A 26,425-nucleotide genomic window follows, 5' to 3' on the forward strand; every position below is an offset into this window, starting at 1 on the left:
GCCGTCGTCGTCCGTTATGCCTTGGCGCGATGCTCCATCGCGAACTCCTCCTCCGGCGAGAGGATGAGCTTGTGGCGGCCAACAGCAGCGAAGTAGATGATCGCGGCCACGAACCACACGCCGACCCAGAACACGCCATAGAAGAAGTTCGGATCCTGGATCTGGTAATAGAGCGTGACCACCGCGATGATGATCGTCACCACGGCGCCGCCGATGCCGAGCGGGCTCCTGTAGGGCCGGTTGATATGGGGCTTGTTCTTCCTGAGCAGGATGAAAGAGACCGCCTGCAGGATATAGGAGAACATCGCCCCGAACACCGCCATGTTGAGCAGCACGCTGCCGATGATGGCGCCGCCCTTCTCCGCACCGAGCGAGAACCAGATCACCAGCATGATGAGCAGGCCCACGATCGAGCCCACGACCATCGCGATATGCGGTGTACGGTAGGTTTGGTGGGTGAGCGACAGGCCCTTCGGGAAATAGCCCGCCCGCGACAGGGAGTAGATTTGCCGTCCTTGCGCGAACAGGATCGTATGGAAGCTCGCAATGAGCCCGGTGAGCGCCATGATGCCGAGCACCGTGACCCCCATATCGCCATAGATGGCGCGGAAACCGTCGAGCAGTGGCTCGAGCGAAGAGCCGAGCTTGTGGGCGCCGACGCCGGCGACCGACGGATTGAGCAGCACGATCATGAAGGCCGAAATCACGAGCGTCAGCATGCCGAGCAGGATGCCCTTCGGCATGTCGCGCTTGGGATCCACCGATTCTTCCGCCGCCAGCGGCAGTTGCTCGATGGCGAGGAACAGCCACACCGCGAAGGGCAGCGAGGCGAGGATGCCCGAGACGCCCATCGGGAACAGCGAGCCGTTGCCTTCCGGAAGCTCGCTTCCGTCGGGCGCGATATTAAGAGCCCACCGGCTGAAGTCCATGTTCGGGAAAGCGCTGAACCAGAAGGTGACCATGACCGCGAGCGACAGCAGCGTCACGATCAGCGTCACCCGGAAGGAGAGCGCCACGCCGAAGATGTTGAGCCCAAGGAAGATCAGATAGGTGATGATCCAGATGAGCGGCGAGTAGCTCGGATCGAAGCCGAAGATGCTGTTCACGTAAGCCGTGATGAAGGTCACGATCACCGCCGGCGTCACTACATATTCGACGTTTTCGCACAGGCCCGTGATAAAGCCGCCCCATGGACCCATGGCGGTGCGACCGAAGGAATAGGCCGCCCCCGTATGCGGCAGCGCCGGCGACATTTCGGCGATGCAGAAGACGAGGCCGATATACATGACGGCGATGATGGCGCCGGCGACCAGAAGCCCGCCCCAGCCCCCGGTGGCAAAGCCGAAATTCCAGCCTGAGAAATGGCCGGAGATGACGGCGCCGACACCCAATGCCCATAGCGACCATATCCCCGCATAGCGCTGGAGATGTCGCTTCTCGAAATATCCGGCGTCAGCCTTGGTAAAGCTGACGCCACCACTTTCCGTTTGAGACATGAGTCCCCCGTTTCCCCTGTTGTTGCCCGCGACGGCGCCCCCCATGGGCGCCGCCGTTTCTTGTCAACGCACGTCAACTTCCCTGTGCGATCGCCGCCTCGGCAGCCGCGATCTCAGCCCTGCGCCGGGCGATTTCGTCGCCGATCGGCGGGCCGGCGAAGCGCTTGCCACGCAGCACCAGAAGCAGAGCCGCCATCACCACCGCGACGACGACCGCTGCCCAGAGGCCGAAGTTACTCGCGGGGTCCCGCCAGAAGTAGTAGACGGCCGCGACGGTGAGCGCCGCGAACAGCGCACCGAACGCCGCCTTGCCTTCCATCGCGAACCAGAAGGCAGCAAGCGCCAGGATCATGAGCACGATGAGATAGCCCACCTTTTCCTGCGGCGGCTGCACACCGACGAAGATCAGCAGCGCGCAACCGATGACGGCGAGCACCGCCACCGGAATGGAGGCCGCCTTGAGATCGAACGGCCCCTTGTTGGTCCATTCGCCGCTGAATTCGCCTTTGAGCGCGGCGCCGATCGGCATGAGATAGGACAGATATAGAAACACGGCGCAGCCCGTCGACAGGACCAGGAATGCGCCGCCATAGAGAGTTGCCACAATCGAGAGGGCACCACCCACCCATATCGCCGCTCCCGGTGTGCGATAGATCGGGCTCACCTTCCTGAGCACATTCGACATCGGCAGGCCGCCATCGCGAGCGAAGGCATACATCATGCGCGAGCAGGAGGTCAGTCCCGCGAGCGCGCAGAGGAAGTTCGACACCACAATGCCGATGATGATCAACGCCTTAAGCGCGAAAGGCATGGGCGAGACCTGCATGAGCCAGTTGAACGAGGCCCAGCCCTGCTTGGCCGCGGCGGCTACTCCGTCAATGACGGTGCCGGACGCGTCGGTCTGATTGGGGAGCGCCAGCACCATCGCGCACACCATGAAATAGCCAAACAGGAATGACCACCAGACCGAGCGGATCATTCCTTTCGGCACTTCACGCTGGGCATTGCGGGTTTCCTCCGACGTATGCGCGGAGGCATCGAAGCCGGTGATGGTGTAGACCGCATGCAGCAGCCCGAGCGCCACGACATAGAGGAAAACATTGGCCTGTGGCCACACGCCACCGCCGGCATCGCCGGTGAAATTGGTGAAGGTGAACAGGCGGCCGAAGTCGAGTGACGGCGCGAAGGCGAGCAGCGACACCGTCAGCACGACCGTTGTCGCCAGGATGATATAGCCGCTCCAGTCCGTGAGGATGGTCGTCAGCCTGAGGAAGTAGTGATTGAGGATCGCCTGGACGATCGTGACGCCGGCAATGAAGGCCGTCTGGACCCACCAGCCGGTCGAAAACTCGCCGGTGGATGTCCAATTGGTGACGTCCATGCCCAGCACCTGGGCAAGGAACAGATCACGGAACAGGTTAAACAGTCCGAAGTTCACCGACGAGACGACAAACATCAGGCCCAGCAGATTGAACCACGCGGCGGCCCAGCCGAAACCCCGGCCGCCAAGGATCGACGACCAGTGGTAAATGCCGCCGGCGGTCGGATAAGAGGAGGCGATCTGTCCCATCGCGGCCGCCACCAGCAGGGCGAACAGCGAGCCGAGCGGCCAGATATAGCCGATCGAGCCGCCGCCGCCGGCGCTGAGGGCGGCTGGAAACGCGGTGATGCCACCTGCCACGATGCAGATGATGGCGAAGGAGATCGCGAAATTCTGGAATGGCCCCATGCGGCGGGTGAGTTCCTGCGCATAGCCCATGCCGTGTAGAACTTTCACGTCCTCATGATGCTCGGAATCTGAATAATCTTTGGGTCTCATTGCATCCTCCGATATGCCCCCGCCTCGGTTTTATGTACTCAACCGCGTCCTCACTATTGTCGAAGGGAAGATGATCGAAACGGCCTGCTCCAACACGCTCGCAAGCCGCGCTGCCCATTGCGCCTGGCCGGCCTCCTGGTCGATGAGATCATTGCGGATCTCCAGCATGACATGGTGGATCCCGCGGGTGCCGCCATGCAGATTGAGCGTGTGGCACACGCCGTCCTGCGGCCCATAAGGCTCGTTACGCCGCACCACGATATCCTTCATGCGGCCGGCGAGGCCGAGCACCAGATCGGCCAGACGGGTGTCGCGGTCATGCAGGACGCCGAGATCGAGATGGCGCCTTATTCCCCGGTAGACGGGGGTGAAACTGTGCATCGTCACGATGAGAGAGGTGATGTTCTGGCTCGCGCGCCGGTCGAGCAGTTCCGACACCGCATCATGAAAGGGGCGATAGATATCGCGGATGCGGGCGAGCCGCGCATCGGGGGTGAGATTCTCATTGCCAGGCACCCGCGTCGCCTCGCTCTTTACCGGCATGGCATCGAGTGATTCGGGTGGCCGGTTGCAATCATAGGCCAGCCGCGAATAGCGCTGCAGCAGAAGCGGCGCGTCGAGTGTCTCGGAAAGCCTACGCGCCACTACCTCCGCCCCGATATCCCAGGCGATATGGCGGGTCAGGTCTTCGGGCGAAAGTCCCATATTTCCAAGCGCTTGCGGAATCACCCTGCCGGCATGCTCGCACACGAGCACGACCGGCGATTGCCCGTTCTCATTGATCGAAATGACCGGATCGCCCTCGTCGGGGCGAAGCAACCCACGCATGGAGAACGACTCTCCTTGTCCCACCTGGAACGATCATTTCAGAATCGCTATCGCCTGTCAAATTCGTTACAAGAGCAACCATGACCACGCGCAAGACCGACAAGACCGAAACCGTTGCCGAGCGCCTGAGGCTCGGCGCGCCGACGCTGACTCCCGCCGAACACAAGCTCGCCCATGCGCTGCTCGCCAACTATCCGGTGGCGGGACTTTCCAGCATCACCGAATTCGCCAAGGCGGCGCGGGTATCGACGCCAACGGCTCTGCGACTCGCCAAGAAACTCGGCTTCACGGGCTTTCCGGCATTCCAGGCCGCCTTGCGCGGTGAAGTATCGGCGCAGTTGAAGGACCCGATCGCGCGCCATCAGCGCTGGTCGAAGGACGCGCCCGAAGCCCATGTGCTCAACCGCTTCGCCGATGCGGTGATGGAGAATTTGCGCGGCTCCCTCAAGCTCGTCGATCACCGGAGCTTCGACCATATTGCCGACTTCATCGCCGACCTGGGCCATGCCGTCCATATTGTCGGCGGGCGCATCACCATGCCGCTCGCCGAGTATTTCCATACCCATCTGCATATGATCCGCCCCGGCGTGACGCTGATGCCGGCGCTGCCAGCGTCCTGGCCGCAATATGTGCTCAATATGGATCGCGGCGATGTTCTCATTGCCTTCGACGTGCGCCGCTATGACCCGAGGCTGGCCGAACTCGCCAATCTCGCGCATCAGCGCAGGATCAGGATCGTTCTGTTCACCGATCAATGGATGTCGCCGATCGCCAGCATCGCCGCGCACTCCTTTCCCTTGCGTATCGAGGCGCCCTCGGGCTGGGATTCGAACGTCGCGACACTTTTCATGATCGAGGCGCTCATCGCCGACATCGTCGACCGCCGCTGGTCCGATACCGAGCAGCGCATCCGCGAGCTCGAGGGCATAACTGGCCGCTTACGCCGCAATTCATGACGTATTGCGCAAGGCCGCCCGCTATGCGATCCACTACCCTCAAGAAGAGCGCGCAGGGATAAGCGCCAAAAGGGGAAGTTCATATGGAGTCGTTCGACTTCATCATCATCGGGTCGGGCTCGGCCGGATCGGCCATGGCCTATCGCCTGTCGGAAGACGGACGGCACAGCGTGCTGGTGCTCGAATATGGCGGCACCGACATGGGCCCGCTGATTCAGATGCCGTCGGCGCTATCCTATCCGATGAACATGCAGACCTATGACTGGGGCTTCATCGCCGAGCCCGAGCCGGCTTTGGGCGGGCGCCGTCTGGTGACACCACGCGGCAAGGTGATCGGCGGCTCTTCCTCGATCAACGGCATGGTCTATGTGCGCGGACACGCCCGCGACTTCGACACCTGGGAGGAGATGGGCGCCGAGGGTTGGGGTCACCGCCATGTGCTGCCCTATTACAAGCGGCTCGAAGCTTCGCATGGCGGCGAGGAAGGCTGGCGCGGCACCGACGGGCCGCTCCATGTCACGCGCGGCGTCCGCAAGAATCCGCTCTATCAGGCGTTCGTCGAAGCGGGCCGGCAAGCGGGCTACCCCGTCACCGAAGACTATAATGGCCGCCAGCAGGAAGGCTTCGGCGCCATGGAGCGGACCATCTGGCAGGGCCGGCGCTGGTCCACCGCCAATGCCTATTTGCGCCCCGCTCTCAAGCGAACCAATGTGAAGCTCGTCGCCCGCGCGTTCGCGCGCCGCATCCTGCTCGAGGGCAAGCGCGCCACCGGTGTCGAATATGAGCGCGGCGGCGAGATCCTGCGGGCGGAGGCGCGCCGCGAGGTGATCCTGGCGGCGAGCTCGATCAATTCCCCGAAGCTCCTGCAGATCTCCGGCATCGGCGATCCGGCGCATCTCCAGTCGATCGGCGTCACGCCAGTGCACGCGCTGCCGGGCGTCGGCCAGAATCTGCAGGACCATCTCGAAGTCTATTTTCAGATGGAATCGCTGAAGCCCGTCTCCCTGCTGCCGAGCCTCAATCTCTTTTCGAAGGGCCTCATCGGTCTCGAATGGCTGCTGTTCAAGACCGGCCTCGGCGCCACCAATCATTTCGAGAGCTGCGGCTTCATCCGCTCACGCGCCGGCGTCGAATATCCCGACATCGAATATCACTTCCTGCCGATCGCCATCCGCTATGACGGCAAGGCCGCCGCCAAGGGCCATTCCTTCCAGGTCCATGTCGGGCCAATGCGATCCAAGTCGCGCGGCTTCGTGAAGGCGACATCGGCGGATCCTAAGGGAGCGCCCACCATCAGGTTCAACTACATGTCGCATCCCGACGATTGGACGGAGTTCCGCGCCGCCATGCGGCTGACGCGCGAAATCTTCGAGCAGGAGGCGCTGAAGCCCTACAAGGGCCGCGAGATCCAGCCAGGCGCGAATCTCAAAAGCGACGCCGAGCTCGACGGCTTCATCCGCGATCACTGCGAAAGCGCTTTCCACCCTTGCGGCACCTGCCGCATGGGCGATGCGGGCGATCCAATGGCGGTGGTCGATCCCGAATGCCGCGTCATCGGCATCGACGCCTTGCGCGTCGCCGATTCATCGATCATGCCCCAGATCACCAACGGCAATCTCAATGCGCCGTCGATTCTGATCGGCGAGAAGGCCTCCGATCACATTCTCGGCCGCGAGCCGCTCCCCGCCTCCAATCAGGAGCCGTGGATCAATCCTAATTGGAAGACAAGTCAGAGGTAGTCTCTCGCTGCTCCCCATGCGTCGCAGCACGGCACTATTAGCATTCCGGAAGGGGGACCGCATTCGCAATCAAATGATCTGGCATCGCGAAGGGGTACTGTTCGAACGAACGAGTGCCGACCTGAGCACATCCCCTAGGACTAGGCCGGATCGACCATCGAAAACCGGTTGATCCGCGGCCGCGCGGCGTAGTTGCGCAGCGTCTCAAAGTCTCTCACACCATGATCGGCGAGAACAAGGATGTGGTCCCGCAGCTTTGACCGCGTCGCGTCGTCGGTGACCTGCAGGTCACGACACACTTGCGCGAGTACCGCGTTGAGTAATTGATGCTCATTAGTGTCAAGTAGACTATTGTGCATGTGATCAAGCCTCCTTTCAATTGCCGGTTTCATCTGTGGGCGCCTCGTTCATTCGGGACCACGCTCCGTTTTAAATTCGATGAGATCCGCAAGCCATCTGCACGCTGATTGTAGGGCTCCGACGGCGCCGCAATGACTGCGACCCGAAAAGCAGGTCGTCAAGTCCGCAAGACGCACTAAGTTCCAAGTAACGAAGCAATCATTCACAGCAGTTCCATACGGTCGAGGCGCCTCCGGTTTCTATTGGGTTATCCCGGGCCGTTGCGTTTAGAGTCATTCATCTCTCTCAGATCGGCTTTCGCGCGGCGAACTTCCTGAAGAAGCATTGGAGAACTGGTCGTCCAAAGAGGAACTAAGCGCGACTGAAAGCATTTAGTCACGTACTCGCTGTTTAAGCGAGAAACCTTCAACAGCTGAGGCAATCATATGAAAGCTTTTCTCTTGGCGGCGACCGCCTGCCTTGTCTTCTCCGTTCCGGCTTTTGCGGCGACGGATGAGGAATGCAATACAATGTGGAAGCAGGCGGATGCGAACAACGATGGCACTTTGAACGGCGCCGAGGCAACCCGCTACGCAGCATGGATGCGTGTGAACGGCAAAGGCGCGCCCGCCGATAGCATGATCGGCAAGTCCGTGTTCATGGACAATTGCAAATCGGGCGTATTCACGGCCGCTGCGGTCGATGAGGGCGCGCCGCTGGAAGGAGCAAACAGCTTCACGGAAGGACAGGCGCAAGATCGCGCGCTTGCCGCCGGCTACACGGACGTGTCGATGTTGACGAAAGATGACAAGGGCATTTGGCGCGGCACGGCGACGATAGATGGAAAGGCCTCAAAAGTTGCCGTCGATTACAAAGGCAATGTCGTCTCGAACTAATGAATCTCACATAAGGAAAATGTTCAATGCAGACCGTAACAAAAATATATGACAATTACGAGCGCGCTCAGAGAGCGGTGGGGGACCTTGAGGCGGGTGGCATCCCCTCGTCGCAAATAAGCTTGCTTGCTAATCGCAATGTCAGCGCCAAGTACGACGACAGAGATGACGCTTCCAAGACGGCAGCGGGAGCCGGGCTCGGAGCGGTTATTGGCGGGGGCGCAGGACTTCTCGCTGGTCTTGGCCTTCTGGCCATCCCTGGCGTCGGTCCGATAGTGGCTGCCGGTTGGCTGGCGTCGACCGCGGCTGGTGCGCTAGCAGGCGGTGCGGCCGGTGGTGTCGTGGGCGCGCTTGTAGAAGCAGGCGTCCCGGAAGACCAGGCCCATGTTTATTCGGAGGCGATACGGCGGGGCGGAACTTTGCTTTCCGTGAAAACCGACGACGATCGGGCTGAGAAAGTGCGGATGATCCTTGACAGGCATGAACCGTTGGACCCTGTCACTTTGGGCGACGACTACAGGAAGGCGGGCTGGAAATCCTATGATCCGGATGCTCCTCCCTACAAGCTTACCGAAGCTGAGATCGAACGCATCAGAAGGCCCTTGTAACGGGCTTTCCGGCGGGTAGCCCGGTCGAGTCCGAGGCAAATTAATTCCAGGCGGTGTGGAACCTTTCTGCCGCCATGGCATTGACCCCCTGGTTAATCACCTAGTCTTATCCTCTTGGGCCCGCCCTCAGTCGATCTGGAGCGGGCCCTTTGACGCGGACATTGCGGTCATTAACCCCCCTGGCGGTCACGCTCGATAGATAAGTGTGAAGATAAGAGCCAAGGCACGGCGCGGCAGACCAAGATAAGACCTCAAGCGAGCTTGGGGCGCTGGAGAAAGACGCGGAAGTGCTACAATGTAAGGAGTTCGTCCGAATGATAAGATGCGCGGAGGAGCATGGTCGCAAGCAGCTCGCCCTTGAATCAGCCCGACTGGACAAGCAGATCACGCGCGCGAGGAAGCTTGCCCTTGCTCACGACGGACTGATAGCGGAGCTTTATTTGATCCATGCGGCGATTTGCGAAGGAAAGCGCAAGGCTATCAGCGGAAGACCATCTGGACTCGTCCAGGGCGGACCGCAAAGAAGCGAAGCTTGAGGCTCAATAGACGCTGGGGATCCGCAGCGGGAAGAAAGACAATCAGCAAGCGAACAGGGAATTGCAGAGACCTGTTTGGTCGGGAGGAACCATCCGGCCCATGAAGGGTTTCCAGTAGCTAACCCTCTAGACAGGAGCACTCCATGAATCCCAATAAAGACAACCGTGATCAGAACCAGCAACAGCAAGGGAATCCGGGGCAGCGGCCCGGCCAGGAGCAGCAGGGCGGCGGAGCAAAGAACCCCGGTCAGCAGCAGCAGCAGCAGCAGCAGAATCCGACACCTATACGTCCTGAGTATGAAGAAGACGACCGCACTCCGAGCGGCTAGAACAAGTCATGCGTTGCAACGGAGCCCCTTTAAACGAAGGGGCTCTTTTTGTTTCTGCACGGTCGACGAATCCCAAGCTTCTGAGGTTCGCAAATGCCCCCACGTCGTCGCACTACCGGCGTGAGCCAGAAGAGCGGGGTTCTACCGGACGTCGCATTCAGTCGGCGGTCGATGGCAGGGACCGCAAGAGGTTCAAAGGAGCCGTCGAAAAAGGCAACGCAGGCAGGATGGCTAACCGATTTCCCGGCTCAAGACTCTTTTTGGATAAGAGCGGTCGGCTATGGTGAGCGCTTCTATGGTCTCGTCAGAATCACCGCTTGCCATGGCCGGCGCGCGGAGCGTCGATGTTAATTCTCCCGTCATGTTCGGCGTCCTCTTCAGTGTCCTCGCGCGCCGAATCTCGCAGCGCGCTTTGTTCGGGAAAGTCCTCGTCGTCCGAGGGCGATCCCTCTTCTGAGCGGGGTGCAACCATTCGGGCAGGAGCTTGGACAAATTGGGTCTCGCTATCCTCCATGTCCTCATCTCCCAGCTCTTCATCGTCTTCACTGACGCTTGTGAAATCTTCTTCCGCCTCATCCTCCAGGGGCTCGGCATCTTCTTCGTCGGCTTCTTCCTCGGGCGTCAGCGCGGCGGATAGCCGATCCAGCTCATGGTCGCGTGCCAGGCGCTGGGCGTCCAACGGTGTAGGCGGCCTACCAGTGCGAGGATCTTGAGTTGCGTCATAGGGGGCATCGTCGCCTTGGACGGCTTCCTGGGTTTCCTCTGACACGGCGTTCGATTTGCCCTGACTTTCGAGAATACGATCTGGAACCCGTGCTACAGCATCCTCCGAGTGGAAGTCCTTTCCGGTTGCTCCCTCTGCCAGGATGCGCGTTGCCGCATCGTCCTTGTCCTTCGGATTTGTCGAGAGGGGTGTCGTGGCCTCCGTTGCCGTGAGGCCGGCAACTCCGTCTTGCTCCCCACGTCGCGCCGACTCTGCGAACTGAGCAAGCGCTTCCGGGCGTTCGACTTTACTCATTTGCCTAATCTCCTTGGGGGTTCGATTGAGCAAAGCGTTTGAGGGCAACTAAGTTCCTGAGCTCATGAAGGGAACTTAGTGGGGCAGAAAATATTGATGGACGCCTGCCTATCGCAGGAGTGGGCGTAATAGGAGGCAGGCTATGAAGAGAAACTCCAAAGCATCGTCAGGAGACCTTTTCGCCACATTTGCCAATAAAGTCGCCTGGGCGGCTGGCAGCCCGGTTGCCTTTGGATTGGCTTTGACTGTCTTAGTCACTTGGGTGGCGTGCGGCCCGCTCTTCAGTTATTCGGACGCCTGGCAGCTGGTGGTGAATACAGGGACAACCATCGTTACATTCCTGATGGTCTTCGTCATTCAGAACAGCCAAAACCGCGACGGCTTGGCCACGCAGATCAAGCTCGATGAAATTATCAGAGCATTGACTGGCGCCAAGAACTCGATGATTGATCTGGAGTGCTTGACCAACGAGGAACTGGCGGACCTCAGAGTGAAGTTTGCGACCATCGCCGACGAGGCGCGAAAGGACGAACATGCGGTGCAAACGCGTAAACGCCGCCCCGGTGGGCATGCCGCGCGATCCGCGAAGAAAAATGGAGCGAAGACGAAACGGACTTTGCACGCGTAGTAACTCCCGCGAACTTCTCAGCGTCCTGCCGAAGAGGGGGGCGCCGAGCGCCGGCACGGGGGAACCGCAGCCCGGCCGGCACTGCCTTATCCAGGGCTTCGGATCTTCGGCTCTCGCTCCCAGATCCGCTGCTGTTTTGCAGCGTTTATGAAGGTTAGGAAATCGGCCTTCTTGTCATCCAGCTTGACAATGCCCTCATCAAACATCCCCGACAGGCCAGCCTTATTCAGCAGCTCTGCGGATGGACCGTTGAACCCAATGACCTTCAAGTGGCCAAATGCGTCCCGTACCCAATCGATGGCAGAGGCCTCCTCGGCGAGTTCCCTTGCACCATCGTCGCTTGTGAAAACTGCGACCGCGTCGAAGATGACCGAGGGGGCGCCCGACAGCGCGTGATCCGCCGGCAGCTTGGCCTTGTCCGCCAGGAGGACGCCGCCAATTTTTGGGCAGACGACGGCCATTTCCGCGCCTTCCGCCTCAATCGCCTTCCGGAATTGCTTGACCAGAGAGCCGTCGATGCCGTTCGAGAGAAGGACACCAATCTTTCTTCCACGAAGAGTCGCTGGCGCCTTCTTGATTATGCTCAACGCAGGTGAAGGGGCGAGATCGCGCGGTTCAAGGGCGGGCTTGATTGGATCAATCTCAGTCGTTCCAAGCGCCTTGCTCACACCGCCGCAAAGCGCCTTGTCGATAATGGCCAGATGGCCGAGCATCCGCTTGCGAATGGCCGGTGTTTCCACTTTTCCAAGCTCGAACGCGAAGGCGCTCACAATATGCCGCTGCTCGGGCTCTGACATGGAGTTGAAAAACATCCGCGCCTGGCTGTAGTGGTCTTTGAAGGTTTCGGATCGTTCCCGGATCTTTCGAGGGCCGAAATCGCCCTCAGGATGAGTGGCGAAGCCTGTACCGCTTTCGCGGGGACTATCGGGGTCAAGGCTGTTCGGTTCATAGGCCACGCGGCCCTTGGGGACGTCGATGCGGCGCATGCCGTCGCGCTGGAAGTTCCGCATCGGGCAGCGCGGCCGATTTACGGGTATTTCGTGGAAATTCGCCCCGCCAAGCCGAGAAAGCTGCGTATCGAGATACGAAAACAGGCGACCCTGCAAAAGCGGGTCATCCGAGAACTCGATGCCCGGCACGATATTGGCCGGATGGAAGGCGACCTGTTCTGTCTCCGCAAAGAAATTGTCCGGGTTCCGATTTAGCACCATTTTTCCGACGATCTGCAGCGGCACGACCTCCTCAGGAATGAGCTTGGTGGCGTCGAGAATGTCAAAGTCCAGACCGGCGGCCGTTGCCTCATCGATAATTTGCACGCCAAATTCGAACTCGGGGAAGTTCCCGCTGTCTATGGCCTTCCACAAATCACGCCGGTGGAAATCCTGATCCGCTCCATTGATCTTGACAGCCTCGTCCCAAAGCACCGAAGCCGCGCCCAGGACAGGGCGCCAGTGGAATTTCACGAAGTTGGAGTCGCCTTCAGCGTTCACGAAGCGGAAAGTGTTCACGCCAAAGCCCTCAATCATTCTGAGCGAGCGGGGGATCGCGCGATCCGACATCACCCACATCAGCATATGCATGCTTTCCGGCATCAGGGACACGAAATCCCAGAAGGTGTCATGCGCCGATGCGTTCTGCGGAAAGCCGCGATCCGGTTCCATCTTCACGGAATGGACCAGATCGGGAAATTTCACCGCATCCTGGATAAAGAAGACGGGAATGTTATTGCCGACGAGATCGAAATTTCCTTCGTCGGTATAAAACTTGACGGCGAAGCCGCGGACGTCGCGTGGGAGATCCACTGATCCCGCACCACCGGCGACTGTTGAAAATCGCACGAAAACCTCAGTTTGTTTGGCCGTATTCTGCAAGAATCCTGCCTTGGTGAGATGGCGAAGCGACTTCGTCAGCTCGAAATAGCCATGCGCCCCGGACCCTCTCGCATGGACGATCCGCTCGGGGATACGCTCATGATCAAAGTGCGTGATTTTCTCCCGCAGCATGAAATCTTCGAGCAATGCGGGACCGCGGCTACCTACTCTAAGGGAGTTCTGGTTGTCTGAGATCGTAATGCCCTGATTGGTCGTCAGTCGATCACCGGTCTTCTCGCTCTTTTGATGGAGTTCCCCGCCGGAACCGACTTCCCCAGTCGAGCCTGTCGCACGTGACGATTTCATATGAGTCTCCTGCTGTGAGCCCGAGGGGGCGAAATTCGTTGAACCTGTTGGATGCGATTAGGCTGGGGCTTTGCGCCGCGATCTTCCTTTTGCAGTCGGATCGTCGCATTCACGCGTCAGTCCTCTTGCAGAAGCCCTCCGCACATCGTCAGGACAATGACGGGGAAGGGTGTTGGTTCCGAATGGTTCGCCATTACTTTGCGCGCCTCCCCCTCCGGCGTCCGTGGGTGCGGGTCGGCTCAAGCGCGTTCGATGGGGAATAAGGCAGAAGCGTTGAGGTGCGTCGCTATACTTTTGGAACCCCTGCCCTTCCGGGGGGAGCATCCGCTCAGGAGATCGTTCCCCGAACTGTCAAGGACCAGGCCGGCGCGCAAAGGCAAGCGAGCGCTCAGCGTGAGGATTCTTCCATGTCGCGAAACAGCGACATTGTCCTTGATCCGGGTGGATGGTCGCAAACCGGGCAGATAAAAGCCAAGCGCCCCGTGGCTGTATGCGGCGCTAGTTGAGGAAAGTATCTCTGGTAACGTCCGCGCCTTACTTCAGCCCCGCCTGCCTGCGCGCCTCGTCGAGATAGATGTCGCGCAATTTGCGCACCACCGGGCCCGGCTGGCCGCCGCCGACGCGTTTGCCGTCGATCTCGACAATCGGCAGCACGAAATTGGAAGCGCTGGTGAGGAAAGCTTCGTCCGCCGCATAGGCTTCGTCCGGCGTGAACAAACGCTCCTCGATGGTGACGCCGTGCTCCTTGGCGAGGCGGAACAACGAACGGCGCGTGCAGCCGGCGAGGATGCTGTTGGACAGAGGCCTGGTGATGACCTTGCCGTCTTTCACGATATAGGCGTTCGACGACGTGCCTTCGGTGATCTTGCCGTCCTCGACCATCCAGGCCTCGAAAGCACCCTCTTCATAAGCCTTCTGCTTGCCGAGCACCGGCGCCAGCAGCATCACCGACTTGATGTCGCGCCGCGCCCAGCGGATATCGGGAATGGTGACGACCTTGACGCCCGCCGGCGCATACGGGTTTTCGAGCAGCTTCTGCTCCTGCGTGAAAGCAACGAGCGTCGACTTCGCCTCCTTCGGAAACTTGAAATCGCGGTCGGCGGCGCCGCGCGTCACCTGCATATAGATGATGCCCTCATCGAGCTTGTTGCGCTTGATGAGCTCCTCATGCATCTGGCGAAGTTCCGCCTTGCTGCACGGCCAGGCCATGCGGATCTCGTTGAGCGAGCGCTCCAGCCGCTCGGCATGCGGCTCATAATCGACGAGCCTGCCGTTGATCACGGCCGTCACTTCATAGATGCCGTCGGCGAACAGGAAGCCGCGATCGAAAATTGAGACTTTCCCTTCATTTTCAGGGACATAGCTTCCATTCACATAGACGACGCGGCTCATTGGATTTTCCCTTGTGACGTGAAGCGCTGTCAAACCAGATTCTGGAGCAGAAATCCATGGGGGTTGTGCCTCCCCCCTGGCCCGGCTAGGTAAGTGCCGGCTCAACTACCGTAAAGGATATCATGGCCTCCCGGATCACGGACGCCTCGGTCGAGGCGATGCTGACGCGTGAAAAAGCCCATTTTCTGCAGCGCAACCCGAAATCCAGGACCTTGTCGGACGAATCCTCCAAATATTGGCTGCGCGGCGTGCCGATGCATTGGATGATCGACTGGGGCACGCCTTTTCCCTTGTTCATCGAAAAAGCCTCGGGCGTCGATCTGACCGATGCCGACGGCAACTTCTATGTCGATTTCTGCCTGGGCGATACCGGCGCCATGTTCGGCCACAGCCCCAAGGCGCTGGCCGAAACCTTGCGCCAGGCAAGCCTCGACGGCTTCACCACCATGCTGCCCTCACCCGATGCGCCAATCGTCGGGCGCCTCCTCGCCGAGCGCTTCGGCTTGCCCGCCTGGCAGGTGACGGCGACCGCGTCGGATGCCAACCGCGCGGTGTTGCGCTGGTGCCGCGCCATCACCGGGCGCAAGAAAATCCTCGTCTTCAACGGCTGCTATCATGGTTCTGTGGACGAAACCTTTGTCGGCCTCGAAAACGGCAGAGAAGTCGCCGATCCGGCCTTGATCGGCGAGCCGCGCGACATCACCCAATTCACCAAGGTCGTCGAGTTCAACGACTTACCGGCCCTCGAGGCGGCGCTGGCGCCTGGCGATGTCGCCTGCGTGCTGGCCGAGCCTTTGATGACCAATATCGGCATGGTGCTGCCCGATGAGGGTTTCCATGACGCCTTGCGCCGGATCACGCGGCGCACCGGCACGCTGCTGGTGATGGACGAGACGCATTGCATGTCCTCCGGCCCCGGCGGTTATTCGGGCGTCCATGGCCTCGAACCCGACGCCATCGTGCTCGGCAAGCCGATCGCCGGCGGCGTGCCCGCGGCCGTCTACGGCTTCTCGGCGGAGACCGCGCTGCGCATCAGCAACTATCTCGAACATCGCGAGCCGGGCCGCTCCGGCATCGGCACCACGCTCTCAGGCTCGAAGCTGCAGGTAGCGCTCATGCGCACCATGCTCGAAACCTATTTCACCCGGGAGGCTTTCGCCCCTCTGATCGAGCTCGCCAGAAGGCTCGAAAGAGGTATCGCGAATGTCATCATCAAATATGGGGCACCATGGCATGTCGTGCGCGTCGGCGCTCGCGTGGAATTCATGTGCAGCCCGGACAGACCGCGTAATGGCGGCGAAGCGGGCCGTATCATCCACCGCCCGATCGACATGGCCATTCATCACTATCTTCTGAACCGCGGCGTGTTGATCACGCCGTTCCATAATATGATGTTGATATGCCCCGCGACGACGGAAGCGCATGTCGAGAGCCTGATCAACGGCCTCGACCAATGCCTTGCCGAACTCGTCTGACCGGATGGGAGCCCTTGAATCATGACCGTCATCACCCCGCAGCGCCAGAGTGAAGCTCAGAGCTTTCTCGACGCCAATCCCGGGATCGAAAGCTTTCATCTGATCTGGACCGATCTGTGCGGTATCCAGCGCGGCAAGATCCTGCGCCGCGACGAATTGGTGCCGGGCTGGCGCGACGGCCGCTTCCTGCCGATCTCGGCGCTTGTTCTCGACGCCACCGGCCAGGATGTGCCGGAGACCGGTCTCGTCTTCGATGAAGGCGACCGCGACCTGCTGCTGTGGCCTGTACCCGGCAGCATGACGACCATTCCCTGGGCCACCCAGCCGGCGGCGCAATATATCGGCGCCGCGCATGACCTCGACGGCTTTCCCCATTATGCCGATCCGCGCAATGCCCTTGAAAAGATCGTCGGGCGCTTCTCCGAATTCAACATGACGCCGGTCGGCGCGGTCGAGGTCGAATTCTTCCTGATGGATCGTGAATCGGCCTTCGCCGGCACGCCCAGGGCGCCCAAGGCGCTCACCAACGGCGCGCGCCCGCAGCACTACCAGGCCTATCACCTGCAGGATCTCGACGATTTCGCGCCCTTCTTCCACGACCTCTACGCCTATGCCGACATCCAGGGCCTGCCGGCCAAGACGCTGATCTCGGAATATGCGCCGGGCCAGATGGAGATCGTGCTGCGCCATCGCAACGACGTGCTGAAGGCCTGCGATGAAGGTATCATGCTGAAGCGGCTCATCAAGGCCGTCGCCGACAAGCATGGCCTTGTCGCCACCTTCATGGCGAAGCCCTATTCCGAGTGGACAGGCTCGGGCATGCATATTCATATCAGTCTCGCCGACGAGGCCGGCAAGAATCTCTTCGCCGCAGCAAACCCGACCGAGAACGAGTTGCTGCTCAATGCGCTGGGCGGACTCAAGGCGTCGATGGCCGAATCCATGCTGATCTTCGCCCCCAACGCCAATTCCTATCGCCGCTTCCGCCGCAACTCCTATGCGCCGGTATCGGCGAGCTGGGGCGTCAACAACCGCACCGTCTCGCTGCGCATCCCGGCGGGCGCGCCCGAGACCTGCCATATCGAGCACCGCCCCGCGGGCGCCGACGCCAATCCCTATCTGGTGATGGCCGCCATCCTCGCCGGCATGCATCATGGCATCGCCGAGAAGCTCGATCCGGGCGCTCCCGTCACCGGCAACGGCTATGAGAAGCGGGCCAAATATATTCCCGGCAACTGGTTCGAGGCGATCGACGCCTTCTGGCGCGCCTCGATCCTCAAGGAGTATTTCGGCAAGGACTTCGTCGACACATTCTGTACGCTGAAAGAGGTCGAAGCCGATCGCTTCTTCGCCGAGCCGACGGCGCGCGATTACGAGTGGTATCTCAGAACTATTTGACCAGAGCGCTTCCCGCAAAAGTTGCTCGACTTTTGCGATAAGGAAGCGCTCCTATTTTTGCGTAATCGAGCCTTTTTATCCCGTTCGGATGTTTTCATCCGAACGGGAAAGGCTTCTATGTTATGGGTCAGCTAACTCATACAGGGAGCTGACCCATGACCGCCATCATCGGCTGGGCGCATTCGAAATTCGGCAAGCTCGAAGCCGAAACGCTCGAAAGCCTGATCGCCGGCATCGCTGCGCAAGCGATCGCCGATGCCGGCATTTCACCTAAGGACATCGACGCCATTTATGTCGGCAATTTCGGCGGTTTCGAGAAGCAGTCTTTCCCGGCCGCCTTCGCGCTGAATGCATCGCCGGACCTGCGCTTCAAACCGGCGACGCGGGTGGAGAACGCCTGCGCCACCGGTTCCGCCGCCATCCATGCCGCCGACACCTCGATCGCCGCGCGCGCCGCCCGTTTCGTGCTGGTGGTGGGGGCGGAGAAGATGACCGTGGCGCCCGGCGATCAGATCGGCGACATCCTGCTCAATGCCTCCTATCGGGCCGAGGAAGGCGACACGCCGGGCGGCTTCGCCGGCATATTCGGGCGCATCGCCGAACTTTATTTTCAGCGTTATGGCGACCAGTCGGAAGCGCTCGCCCGCATTGCCGCCAAGAACCACAAGAACGGCGTCGCCAATCCTTACGCGCAATTGCGCAAGGAGCTCTCGGTCGAATTCTGCAATACGGTGTCGGACAAGAACCCCATCGTCGCCGGACCTTTGCGGCGCACCGACTGCTCGCTGGTTTCAGACGGCGCCGCGGCCATCGTGATGTGCGACACGGAAACTGCCTTGCGCTTTCCCAAGGCCGTGCATCTGCGCGGCCTCGCCCATGTCCAGGACTATCTGCCGATGTCCGCGCGCGACATCGTCAATTTCGAGGGCTGCGAAGTCGCCTGGCGCAAAGCGCATGAGCGCGCCGGCACGTCCCTTGCCGACCTATCCTTCGTCGAGACACATGATTGCTTCACCATCGCCGAGCTCCTCGAATACGAGGCCATGGGCCTCGCCCCCAGAGGCCAGGGTGCGCGCGCCATCGCCGAGGGCTGGACGCAGAAGGACGGCAAGCTGCCGGTCAATCCCTCGGGCGGCCTCAAATCCAAAGGACATCCGATCGGCGCCACCGGCGTATCGATGCATGTGATGGCGGCATTGCAGCTCGAGGGCAAGGCCGAGGGCATGCAGGTGAAGGACGCGAAACTGGCGGGGATCTTCAACATGGGTGGCGCCGCGGTCGCCAATTATGTTTCGATCCTCGAGCGGTTGAGGTAAAAGTCCCTCGCCCCGCGTGAGCGGGGAGAGGGAGGGGACCCCTTGAACACAGTTTTATTGCACGCACGGTCGGCATTCGCTGAACCAAACGAAAAGGTCTGTTTCGAAATGCCGTTCAGCAAGGCCCCTCACCCTTCCCGTCGCTTCGCGTCGGGCCCCTTCCCTCTCCCGGCATCGCGGGGCGAGGGTATTCGGCGCGCGCTTCCTGCGATAGCGCTCCTCCTCCCTCTCCTCTGGCCGGCACAGGCCCAAGCGGCGGAACTCAACGGCGCCGAATTACTGCTGCCCTGGGCGGTGCCCTTTCTCGGCATCCTGCTGTCGATCGCGCTGCTTCCTCTGCTGGCCCATGATTTCTGGGAACATCACCAGGGCAAGATCGCGGCGTTCTGGGCCGCCCTCGTCCTCCTGCCCCTCTTCACCCTCTTCGATTCGGCGACCGCCACCGCGGCAATCGGTCATGCGATCGTTCTCGAATATATTCCGTTCATCCTGCTCCTGCTCGCGCTCTTCACGGTCGCCGGCGGCATCGTGCTGCGCGGGAATCTCCATGGCTCGCCCGCCGTCAATACCGGGCTTCTGGCCATAGGCTCGGCGCTGGCGAGCTTCACCGGCACGACAGGTGCTGCCATGGTGATGATCCGCCCGCTGCTGCGCGCCAATGACGACCGCAAGCGCAATGCGCATGTCGTCATCTTCTTCATCTTCCTCGTCGCGAATATCGGCGGCTCGCTCACCCCGCTCGGTGACCCGCCTCTGTTCCTGGGGTTCCTGCGCGGCGTCGATTTCTTCTGGACCACCGAGCATCTCTTTCTCGAAACGCTGTTCCTGGTCGCCGTCCTTCTGGTGATGTTCTTCATTCTCGACAGCATCATCTATCGCCAGGACGGCCATTCGAAGCCTGATCCCACCCCTGACGACGAGCGTTTGCGCCTGTCGGGCGGCCTCAACATCGTCCTGCTCGGCGTCATCATCGGCGCGATCCTGCTCAGCGCCTCCGCCTCGCTCGGCACCGTCCGCATTCTCGGCGTCGATGCCGAGATCGCGAACATCCTGCGCGACCTCGTGATGATTACCGTGACGTTTGTCTCCCTCGCGGTGACGCCCAAGGCGGATCGCGAAGCCAATGCCTTTTCCTGGGAACCGATCAAGGAAGTGGCCAAGCTCTTCGCCGGGATCTTCATCACCATCATCCCGGTGCTCGCCATGCTGAAGGCGGGCCAGAACGGCGTCTTCGCGCCACTCGTCGCGCTGGTCAGCAGCGCCGATGGCTCACCCAACACCGCCGCCTATTTCTGGCTGACCGGCATGCTGTCGGCCTTCCTCGATAATGCGCCGACCTATCTGGTCTTCTTCGAGCTGGGGGGCGGCGATCCGCAGGAGCTCATGTACGCGAAGGAAATGACGCTGACGGCGATCTCGGCCGGCGCGGTCTTCATGGGCGCCCTCACCTATATAGGCAACGCGCCCAATTTCATGGTGTATTCGATCGCCCGGCGCTCCGGCGTCAACATGCCGGGCTTCTTCGGTTACATGCTGTGGTCGGTCACGATCCTGCTGCCCCTATTCGCGCTCCTGACCTTCATCTTCTATATGTGATGACTGCCGGACCTAGATCGCCGGACGCTCACATAGAATCGTCCGGCGCTCCAACTCTCTGATTTGCGCATCGGATTATCCGAAAACCGCTTCGATGGCCGGGTCAGGCCCGGCCACAAGCTTTTCGGTCCGATGCTACTCTTCCTTGCCCTTGCCGGTGGCCGACATCACCTTGTCGATGATGGCGAGGAAGATCGCCGAGACCACGAAGGCCATATGCATGATGGTGAGCCACATGATCTGCTCGGACGTATACTGGGCGGAGTTGAGAAACACCTGCAGAAGGTGGATGGAGGAGATGGCGACGATGGTCGAGGCGACCTTCACCTTGAGGGAGCCGGCATCGATCTTGCCGAGCCAGTGCACCTCGCCGTCGGCTTTGTCGAAGCGGCTGACGAAATTCTCATAGCCCGAGATGATCACCATCACCACCAGGCTCGCCACCAGCGCCGCATCGATCAGCCCCAGCATCTTGAGGATGGTGTCGGTGTCCTCTAGCACCATGACCTTGCTGACGAACTCGATGAGCTTGTTGGCGAAGGAGAAGGCATAGATAGCGAGCGCCAGGGCGAGCCCCAGATAGAACACCACGAGCAACCAGCGAGAGGCGAGGATGATCGATTCGATGAAATGCTCGATGGGTTTCATGGGGCCCTTCCGTTATGTCCGGCGTTTTCATAACCTATCAATTCGGGCAATCAAGAGGCAGAAACCATGCGGAGTTGCAAGGCGGTCCAGATCGTCGGCTGCCATGCCGAAGGTGAGGTCGGCGATGTCATCGTGGGGGGCGTGGCGCCGCCGCCCGGCTCGACTTTGTGGGACCAGTCGCGCTTCATCGCCGACGACCAGGAATTGCGCAATTTCGTCCTGAACGAGCCCCGGGGCGGAGTCTTCCGCCATGTCAACCTGCTGGTGCCCCCGAAGAACCCCGAAGCCCAGATGGGCTTCATCATCATGGAGCCCGAGGACACCCCGCCGATGTCGGGCTCGAACTGCATCTGCGTGGCGACCGTCTTGCTCGACACCGGCATACTGCCGATGCAGGAACCGGAGACGTTGCTCGTGCTGGAGGCGCCCGCGGGTCTGATCTCCATCCGGGCCGAATGCCGGAACGGCAAGGCCGAGCGCATCATTCTGCGCAATGTGCCCTCCTTCGCCGACAAGCTCGGCGTGACGCTGGATGTGCCGGGTGTCGGCGCCGTCACCGTCGATATCGCCTTCGGCGGCGACAGTTTCGTCATCGCCCGCGCCCGGGATTTCGGCTTCGCGATGAAGCCGGAGGAAGCGCGCGACATTGCGGTCATGGGCCGCCGGATCGTCAAGGCGGCCAATGAGCAGCTGGGCTTCCGGCACCCGGTCCTCGCCGGCTGGAACCACATCTCTTTCTGCTTCATGACCGGCGAGCTCGAGCAGGTCGACGGAAACCTCTCCAGCCGCAATGCCTGCGTCGTCAATCCGGGCAAGCTCGACCGCTCGCCGACCGGCACCGGCTGCTCGGCGCTGATGGCGGTGCTGCATGCCAAGGGCCTGCTCAGAACGGGCGAGCGCTTCGTCGGCCGCTCGATCATCGAATCGCGCTTCGACGGCCGCATCGAGGACGAGACCGAGATTGCCGGGCGCAAGGCGATCATTCCCTCGATCGCCGGGCGCGCCTGGATCACCGGCACCTCGACCTTGCTGCTCGATCCCGATGATCCCTGGCCGTCGGGCTACAAGATCGCCGATACCTGGCCCAGCATTTGACGAAACAAAAAATCCCGACCGCTCCGGACCGGGATCCTTGCAACAGAAAGCAGAAGTAAAACTGCGTTCAGGCGCGCTTGATGAGCCGCAGTATGACCAGCAGGATGATGGCCCCGATCGTGGCGGAGATGATCGCGCCGAGGATGTCGCCGCCGAGCGAGATGCCGAGTCGCGGAAACAGCCAACTCGCAATGAGCGAGCCGACGATGCCGACGACGATATCGCCGATGAGGCCATAGCCGCCCCCTTTGACGATCTGGCCCGCCAGCCAGCCGGCAATGAGGCCGATAATGATCGCGATGATAATGCTCATAGTCCCCTCCAGGTTAGTCTACGGCAACGAACCTATCAGAAATCAGAGCGGCCGCTAAGGCAGTCTTCGTCAGGCGTTGGCGCCGCCATCGACAAGAAACGACGCGCCGGTGACCTGGCGGGCGCCGTCGCTCGACAGATAGGCGACGGCCGCCGCCACATCCGTTGCCGAACCGAATTGACCGAGCGCGGTGAGGCCGCGCTGTTCATCGGCGCTTGCGCCGTCGGATGGATTCATATCGGTCTCGGTCGAGCCTGGCTGAACGAGATTCACCGTAATGCCGCGCGGCCCGAGATCGCGGGCGAGTACCTTGGTGAAACCGATGAGCGCCGACTTGCTCATGGCATAGAGGGCGACACCCGGAAACGGCACGCGCTCGCCGAGATTGCTGCCGATAGCGATGATGCGGCCGCCCGTGCGCATGTGCCGCGAGGCTTCCTGCGCAGCGACGAACGCTGCCCGCGCATGAATCGCCATGGTGCGGTCGTATTCCTCGAGGCTCACCGCCTCGAAGGGACCAAAGGGGAAGACGCCGGCATTGTTGATGAGAATATCGAGGCGGCCCAGGCCCTTCACCGTTTCGACGACGGCGCGCCTGACCGCTTCGGGATCGCTGCTGTCGGCCACGATGGCTAGTCCTTTGCGGCCCTGGGCTTCGATGTCGGCAATCACCTTGTCCGCCGCGGCCGCCTCCTTCGCGAAGCTTATGGCGACATCCGCCCCCTCAGCCGCGAGCCGCCTGGCGATGGCGGCGCCGATGCCGCGGCTGCCGCCGGTGACGAGCGCTACTTTTCCGGACAAGTTGCTCATTTCACTCTCCATTACTGTATCGATCGGTACAAATATGAGAGTCTTGCGTTGGACCGTCAAGAGAATTATTTACTGAACGGTATGAAAAAGGATAATCCGCCGGGCGAACGCGGCCGGCCGCGTAATTTCAACCGCGCCCAAGCCTTGCGCCGCGCGATGGAGGTGTTCTGGGAGCGCGGCTATGAGGGCACCTCCCTGACTGACCTTACTCACGCCATGGGCATCGAACGGCCGAGCCTCTATGCCGCCTTCGGCTGCAAGGAGAAGCTCTTCCGCGAGGCGGTCGACCTTTACAATGCGGTAGAGGGCGTTCCGGCGCGGCGCGCGCTTGAAACGGCGCCGACGGCGCGCCAGGCAATCGAGATGATGCTGCGCGATTATGCGGCGAGTTATACGAAGCCCAACCAGCCTCCCGGCTGCATGATCGTGCTGTCGGCCCTTCTCGGCACGCCGCAGAACAAGGACGTGCGCGACCATCTGGCGGCGCATCGACGCCAGTCCTATCTCGACCTCGAAGCCTGCATCGCGCGCGGCATGGCGGAAGGCGATGTCCCTAGAACCGCCAATGCCGAGCGCCTGGCCGGCTTCTACGCGACTCTGCTCGAAGGCCTGTCGATCCAGGCCCGCGACGGTGCAACATGCGACAAGCTGAATACCATCATCGACGGCGCCATGGCCGCCTGGGATCCGCTGACGGCCAGCTGACGCGCCTGATTCGCGTGATAACGAGAAAGTGAAACTTCTGACATTGCCATTATGACGTGTGCTCGGTAGCGAATTTTGTCGGCCACCCGGAAGAGGCACCGCCGGCTGTCAAACGGAACGGATAAGGGGATTCCATGGACTTCATGTTTCTTTCGCGCTTCGCGCCACAGCTTCTGAGCGTGCTGCGCATCATCACCGCTTTGCTTTTCTTCGCCCACGGCTCGGCCAAGTATTTCGGCTTTCCGGCGGTCGAAGGGCTCGCCAATGTGCCGCCGATGTCGCCGGGCGGCATTGCCGGCATTCTGGAAATCGTCGGCGGCATTCTGTTGGTCATCGGCCTCTTCAGCCGCCTCACCGCCTTCATCCTGTCCGGTTTGATGGCGGTCGCCTATTTCATGGTGCATGCGCCGCAGGGCTTCCATCCCATTCTCAATAATGGCGAGCTGGCAATCCTTTATTGCTTTATCTTCCTCTATATCGCCGCCGCGGGCCCCGGCCCCTGGAGCGTTGACGCCAGCCGCGGAAAGGCCTGAGCGTTTCCTGATGCGGCCCGCTCGAAAGAGCGGGCCTTTTCAAACTCTTAAATTTTACGTCCCGGGTAAATTGACGCTGGTGTAAGCGCGCCTTCCCCCATAAGCTCCGATTCAGGGAGTTTACGGAGGAATAGCTATGTCCTTTGCCCGCCTGTTGGCCTGGGCGCCGGTAGTGCTACTTCTATGGATGGCAGCCCCGCTGGCGCAGGCCGCCGAGAATGAAATGGTCGCCGCCGAGATCCGCAAGATCATCGACAGCGGCGAACCCCTCATGGGCGACCAGCAGTCGGACGAACGCATCGTCGAGGTCTATGTCTTCTATGCCGACGACCGCGACTACAAACCCCTCTGGGTACGCGATAGTGGTCCCAAGGCGAAGGCCCGTGATGTGCTCGACGCGATCAAGGGCGCCGCGGATCTGGGGCTCGATCCCCTTGCTTATCGGGTCGCCGAGATCGACGCGAAGATGGAAACGGCGAAGACGCCGCGCGAGCTAGCCGAGCTCGAATTCCTCCTCACCCGCGCTTTCATCGATTTCGGCCGCGACATCAATCGCGGCATCGTCGAGCCGCAGGCGGCCGGAAAGGAGAACGCCATCGTCTCCAAGGAGCTCGGGGCGCTCACCCTGATCGACGGCGCCGAGCAGGCAAACAGCATCGCCGATTATGTCAGGACGCTCGAGCCGCAGACGCCGGAATATCAGCGCCTCAAATCGGCGCTTGCCGCCTATCGCGATATCGAAGCCAGGGGCGGCTTCCCGGTGATCGGCAAGGGCGGTGCGCTCAAGCCGGGCATGCGCGACCAGCGCATCCTTGCCATCCGCAAATATCTGCTCCTCACCGGCGATCTCCCGGCCGATGCCGACAAGGGCGAAGATCTCTACGATACCGACCTGGTCGCCGCGGTGAAGTGGTTCCAATACCGCCACGGTCTCACTGAGGATGGCATCCTGGCGCAGAGTTCCTTCGACGCGATGAGCGTGCCGGTCGCCGACCGTATCCGCCAGCTCGAGATCAATATGGAGCGGCGGCGCTGGATGGATGACGATCTGGGCCAACTCTATATCCTGGTCAACATCGCCGACCAGGAGCTCAAGGTGGTGAAGGACGGCAAGACCGTGCATACCGCGCGTGTCGTGGTCGGCAAGCCCTTCACCCGTACACCGGTCTTCTCCGAGAAGATGAAATACATCGTTCTCAACCCCTATTGGAACGTGCCGCCCAATATCGCCAACAACGAATATCTGCCCAAGCTCAAGCGCAATCCGAACGCGCTCAAGCGCGAGCGCATCCGCGTCTTCTCCGGCAATGGCGATGGCGGTACGGAAGTCGATCCCGCTACCGTGAACTGGTCGTCGATGCGCCGCATGCCCTATTCGCTGCGCCAGGATTCGGGGCCTAAGAACGCGCTGGGGCGGGTGAAGTTCATGTTCCCCAACCGCTTCAATGTCTATTTGCACGACACGCCGTCAAAGAGCCTGTTCAACCACGATCTGCGTATTTTCAGCCATGGCTGCATAAGGGTGCAGGACCCGCTCGATCTCGCCGAATTGCTTCTCGCCGGTCAGGGCTGGTCGAAAGCGCGCATCGACGCCCAGATCGCGCAAGGCGGCCAGCGCATCATCAATCTCAAGACGCCGGTCCCGGTGCATGTGACCTATTTGACCGCCTGGGCGAACAAGGACGGCTCGATCCATTTCCGCCGCGACGTCTACAAACGCGACGAGCAGCTGGCCAGGGTGCTGGCGGGTTCGGAAGCGGGCGGCTGAGTTGATC

The 26,425-nt window shown here is 61.1% G+C and carries 24 protein-coding genes; 14 read left to right on the plus strand and 10 right to left on the minus strand.

Annotation, left to right across the window (positions count from 1 at the left end):
* Positions 1-14 precede the first annotated feature (14 nt).
* The 3 genes from G5V57_RS04210 to G5V57_RS04220 all read right to left on the minus strand — a co-directional run bounded on the left by G5V57_RS04210 (position 15) and on the right by G5V57_RS04220 (position 4,143).
* A complete protein-coding gene (locus G5V57_RS04210; RefSeq protein WP_165166341.1) occupies positions 15-1,496 on the minus strand; it encodes an amino acid permease in 1,482 nt (493 codons plus the stop codon).
* Positions 1,497-1,569: 73 nt separating this feature from the next.
* Positions 1,570-3,315, minus strand: coding sequence for an amino acid permease (locus G5V57_RS04215; RefSeq protein WP_206530195.1), 1,746 nt, complete (start codon positions 3,313-3,315; stop codon positions 1,570-1,572).
* A 30-nt stretch (positions 3,316-3,345) separates the two neighbouring features.
* A complete protein-coding gene (locus G5V57_RS04220) occupies positions 3,346-4,143 on the minus strand; it encodes an N-formylglutamate amidohydrolase (RefSeq protein ID WP_165166342.1) in 798 nt (265 codons plus the stop codon).
* 80 nt (positions 4,144-4,223) lie between these two features.
* Between G5V57_RS04220 and G5V57_RS04225 the strand changes: the two genes are divergently transcribed.
* Entirely contained in the window at positions 4,224-5,099 is an 876-nt protein-coding gene (locus tag G5V57_RS04225) for a MurR/RpiR family transcriptional regulator (protein WP_165166343.1), read from the plus strand.
* Between the two features lie 83 nt (positions 5,100-5,182).
* A complete protein-coding gene (gene betA, locus G5V57_RS04230) occupies positions 5,183-6,838 on the plus strand; it encodes a choline dehydrogenase (RefSeq protein ID WP_165166344.1) in 1,656 nt (551 codons plus the stop codon).
* A gap of 140 nt (positions 6,839-6,978) precedes the next feature.
* Here betA and G5V57_RS04235 read toward each other — a convergent pair whose 3' ends face one another.
* Positions 6,979-7,230 carry a hypothetical protein gene (locus G5V57_RS04235; RefSeq protein WP_165166345.1) on the minus strand — a complete coding sequence of 84 codons (252 nt, stop codon included), beginning with the start codon at positions 7,228-7,230 and terminating at the stop codon, positions 6,979-6,981.
* A gap of 408 nt (positions 7,231-7,638) precedes the next feature.
* Here G5V57_RS04235 and G5V57_RS04240 point away from each other — a divergent pair, with 408 nt between their 5' ends.
* The 3 genes from G5V57_RS04240 (at position 7,639) to G5V57_RS04250 (ending at position 9,546) form a co-directional block, all read left to right on the plus strand.
* Entirely contained in the window at positions 7,639-8,073 is a 435-nt protein-coding gene (locus G5V57_RS04240; protein WP_165166346.1) for a hypothetical protein, read from the plus strand.
* Between the two features lie 26 nt (positions 8,074-8,099).
* On the plus strand, positions 8,100-8,681 hold the full coding sequence (locus G5V57_RS04245; RefSeq protein WP_165166347.1) for a general stress protein: 582 nt from the start codon (positions 8,100-8,102) through the stop codon (positions 8,679-8,681).
* Positions 8,682-9,360: 679 nt separating this feature from the next.
* Positions 9,361-9,546 carry a hypothetical protein gene (locus G5V57_RS04250; RefSeq protein WP_165166348.1) on the plus strand — a complete coding sequence of 62 codons (186 nt, stop codon included), beginning with the start codon at positions 9,361-9,363 and terminating at the stop codon, positions 9,544-9,546.
* A gap of 310 nt (positions 9,547-9,856) precedes the next feature.
* On the opposite strand, the gene G5V57_RS04255 is transcribed toward G5V57_RS04250, so the two are convergent.
* Positions 9,857-10,564 (minus strand): hypothetical protein, encoded by a 708-nt coding sequence (locus tag G5V57_RS04255; protein WP_165166349.1) that lies wholly within the window; start codon positions 10,562-10,564, stop codon positions 9,857-9,859.
* 142 nt (positions 10,565-10,706) lie between these two features.
* Between G5V57_RS04255 and G5V57_RS04260 the strand changes: the two genes are divergently transcribed.
* Entirely contained in the window at positions 10,707-11,192 is a 486-nt protein-coding gene (locus G5V57_RS04260) for a low affinity iron permease family protein (RefSeq protein WP_165166350.1), read from the plus strand.
* Between the two features lie 86 nt (positions 11,193-11,278).
* On the opposite strand, the gene G5V57_RS04265 is transcribed toward G5V57_RS04260, so the two are convergent.
* Together G5V57_RS04265 and G5V57_RS04270 are read right to left on the minus strand one after the other, a co-directional pair.
* Positions 11,279-13,369 carry a catalase gene (locus tag G5V57_RS04265; protein WP_165166351.1) on the minus strand — a complete coding sequence of 697 codons (2,091 nt, stop codon included), beginning with the start codon at positions 13,367-13,369 and terminating at the stop codon, positions 11,279-11,281.
* A 534-nt stretch (positions 13,370-13,903) separates the two neighbouring features.
* Entirely contained in the window at positions 13,904-14,761 is an 858-nt protein-coding gene (locus tag G5V57_RS04270) for a D-amino-acid transaminase (protein WP_165166352.1), read from the minus strand.
* 122 nt (positions 14,762-14,883) lie between these two features.
* Here G5V57_RS04270 and G5V57_RS04275 point away from each other — a divergent pair, with 122 nt between their 5' ends.
* The 4 genes from G5V57_RS04275 (at position 14,884) to G5V57_RS04290 (ending at position 20,546) form a co-directional block, all read left to right on the plus strand.
* A complete protein-coding gene (locus tag G5V57_RS04275; protein WP_165166353.1) occupies positions 14,884-16,236 on the plus strand; it encodes an aspartate aminotransferase family protein in 1,353 nt (450 codons plus the stop codon).
* 21 nt (positions 16,237-16,257) lie between these two features.
* On the plus strand, positions 16,258-17,634 hold the full coding sequence (locus G5V57_RS04280) for a glutamine synthetase family protein (RefSeq protein ID WP_165166354.1): 1,377 nt from the start codon (positions 16,258-16,260) through the stop codon (positions 17,632-17,634).
* A gap of 155 nt (positions 17,635-17,789) precedes the next feature.
* Positions 17,790-18,950, plus strand: a complete 1,161-nt coding sequence (locus G5V57_RS04285) for an acetyl-CoA acetyltransferase (RefSeq protein WP_165166355.1) — start codon at positions 17,790-17,792, stop codon at positions 18,948-18,950.
* A gap of 108 nt (positions 18,951-19,058) precedes the next feature.
* Entirely contained in the window at positions 19,059-20,546 is a 1,488-nt protein-coding gene (locus G5V57_RS04290) for a sodium:proton antiporter (protein ID WP_165166356.1), read from the plus strand.
* A 135-nt stretch (positions 20,547-20,681) separates the two neighbouring features.
* On the opposite strand, the gene G5V57_RS04295 is transcribed toward G5V57_RS04290, so the two are convergent.
* A complete protein-coding gene (locus G5V57_RS04295) occupies positions 20,682-21,194 on the minus strand; it encodes a TIGR00645 family protein (RefSeq protein WP_165166357.1) in 513 nt (170 codons plus the stop codon).
* 66 nt (positions 21,195-21,260) lie between these two features.
* Between G5V57_RS04295 and G5V57_RS04300 the strand changes: the two genes are divergently transcribed.
* Positions 21,261-22,289 carry a proline racemase family protein gene (locus G5V57_RS04300; protein WP_165166358.1) on the plus strand — a complete coding sequence of 343 codons (1,029 nt, stop codon included), beginning with the start codon at positions 21,261-21,263 and terminating at the stop codon, positions 22,287-22,289.
* 67 nt (positions 22,290-22,356) lie between these two features.
* Here the strand turns inward: G5V57_RS04300 and G5V57_RS04305 are convergent, their stop codons facing one another.
* Both G5V57_RS04305 and G5V57_RS04310 read right to left on the minus strand, forming a co-directional pair.
* Complete coding sequence (locus G5V57_RS04305) at positions 22,357-22,602, minus strand: GlsB/YeaQ/YmgE family stress response membrane protein (RefSeq protein ID WP_165166359.1); 246 nt, start codon at positions 22,600-22,602, stop codon at positions 22,357-22,359.
* 69 nt (positions 22,603-22,671) lie between these two features.
* The gene (locus G5V57_RS04310) at positions 22,672-23,412 is read right to left on the minus strand and encodes an SDR family NAD(P)-dependent oxidoreductase (protein ID WP_165166360.1); all 741 of its coding nucleotides are present in this window, start codon (positions 23,410-23,412) and stop codon (positions 22,672-22,674) included.
* Positions 23,413-23,493: 81 nt separating this feature from the next.
* Between G5V57_RS04310 and G5V57_RS04315 the strand changes: the two genes are divergently transcribed.
* The 3 genes from G5V57_RS04315 (at position 23,494) to G5V57_RS04325 (ending at position 26,418) form a co-directional block, all read left to right on the plus strand.
* Complete coding sequence (locus G5V57_RS04315) at positions 23,494-24,117, plus strand: TetR/AcrR family transcriptional regulator (protein ID WP_206530196.1); 624 nt, start codon at positions 23,494-23,496, stop codon at positions 24,115-24,117.
* Positions 24,118-24,251: 134 nt separating this feature from the next.
* Positions 24,252-24,650 (plus strand): DoxX family protein, encoded by a 399-nt coding sequence (locus tag G5V57_RS04320; protein ID WP_246737521.1) that lies wholly within the window; start codon positions 24,252-24,254, stop codon positions 24,648-24,650.
* Positions 24,651-24,786: 136 nt separating this feature from the next.
* Complete coding sequence (locus G5V57_RS04325) at positions 24,787-26,418, plus strand: murein L,D-transpeptidase (protein ID WP_165166361.1); 1,632 nt, start codon at positions 24,787-24,789, stop codon at positions 26,416-26,418.
* The last annotated feature ends 7 nt before the right edge of the window (positions 26,419-26,425 follow it).

Source organism: Nordella sp. HKS 07, from assembly GCF_011046735.1.
In the GTDB taxonomy this organism is placed as follows: Bacteria; Pseudomonadota; Alphaproteobacteria; order Rhizobiales; family Aestuariivirgaceae; genus Taklimakanibacter.

Coding starts and splice junctions, on each gene's coding strand:
- G5V57_RS04235 (WP_165166345.1), bottom strand. CDS start 7,230: ATGAAACCGGCAATTGAAAGGAGGCTTGATCACATGCACAATAGTCTA.
- G5V57_RS04265 (WP_165166351.1), bottom strand. CDS start 13,369: ATGAAATCGTCACGTGCGACAGGCTCGACTGGGGAAGTCGGTTCCGGC.
- G5V57_RS04225 (WP_165166343.1), top strand. CDS start 4,224: ATGACCACGCGCAAGACCGACAAGACCGAAACCGTTGCCGAGCGCCTG.
- G5V57_RS04290 (WP_165166356.1), top strand. CDS start 19,059: ATGCCGTTCAGCAAGGCCCCTCACCCTTCCCGTCGCTTCGCGTCGGGC.
- G5V57_RS04275 (WP_165166353.1), top strand. CDS start 14,884: ATGGCCTCCCGGATCACGGACGCCTCGGTCGAGGCGATGCTGACGCGT.
- G5V57_RS04210 (WP_165166341.1), bottom strand. CDS start 1,496: ATGTCTCAAACGGAAAGTGGTGGCGTCAGCTTTACCAAGGCTGACGCC.
- G5V57_RS04320 (WP_246737521.1), top strand. CDS start 24,252: ATGGACTTCATGTTTCTTTCGCGCTTCGCGCCACAGCTTCTGAGCGTG.
- G5V57_RS04310 (WP_165166360.1), bottom strand. CDS start 23,412: ATGAGCAACTTGTCCGGAAAAGTAGCGCTCGTCACCGGCGGCAGCCGC.
- G5V57_RS04315 (WP_206530196.1), top strand. CDS start 23,494: ATGAAAAAGGATAATCCGCCGGGCGAACGCGGCCGGCCGCGTAATTTC.
- G5V57_RS04325 (WP_165166361.1), top strand. CDS start 24,787: ATGTCCTTTGCCCGCCTGTTGGCCTGGGCGCCGGTAGTGCTACTTCTA.
- G5V57_RS04260 (WP_165166350.1), top strand. CDS start 10,707: ATGAAGAGAAACTCCAAAGCATCGTCAGGAGACCTTTTCGCCACATTT.
- G5V57_RS04280 (WP_165166354.1), top strand. CDS start 16,258: ATGACCGTCATCACCCCGCAGCGCCAGAGTGAAGCTCAGAGCTTTCTC.
- G5V57_RS04300 (WP_165166358.1), top strand. CDS start 21,261: ATGCGGAGTTGCAAGGCGGTCCAGATCGTCGGCTGCCATGCCGAAGGT.
- G5V57_RS04255 (WP_165166349.1), bottom strand. CDS start 10,564: ATGAGTAAAGTCGAACGCCCGGAAGCGCTTGCTCAGTTCGCAGAGTCG.
- betA (WP_165166344.1), top strand. CDS start 5,183: ATGGAGTCGTTCGACTTCATCATCATCGGGTCGGGCTCGGCCGGATCG.
- G5V57_RS04305 (WP_165166359.1), bottom strand. CDS start 22,602: ATGAGCATTATCATCGCGATCATTATCGGCCTCATTGCCGGCTGGCTG.
- G5V57_RS04250 (WP_165166348.1), top strand. CDS start 9,361: ATGAATCCCAATAAAGACAACCGTGATCAGAACCAGCAACAGCAAGGG.
- G5V57_RS04220 (WP_165166342.1), bottom strand. CDS start 4,143: ATGCGTGGGTTGCTTCGCCCCGACGAGGGCGATCCGGTCATTTCGATC.
- G5V57_RS04215 (WP_206530195.1), bottom strand. CDS start 3,315: ATGAGACCCAAAGATTATTCAGATTCCGAGCATCATGAGGACGTGAAA.
- G5V57_RS04245 (WP_165166347.1), top strand. CDS start 8,100: ATGCAGACCGTAACAAAAATATATGACAATTACGAGCGCGCTCAGAGA.
- G5V57_RS04270 (WP_165166352.1), bottom strand. CDS start 14,761: ATGAGCCGCGTCGTCTATGTGAATGGAAGCTATGTCCCTGAAAATGAA.
- G5V57_RS04285 (WP_165166355.1), top strand. CDS start 17,790: ATGACCGCCATCATCGGCTGGGCGCATTCGAAATTCGGCAAGCTCGAA.
- G5V57_RS04295 (WP_165166357.1), bottom strand. CDS start 21,194: ATGAAACCCATCGAGCATTTCATCGAATCGATCATCCTCGCCTCTCGC.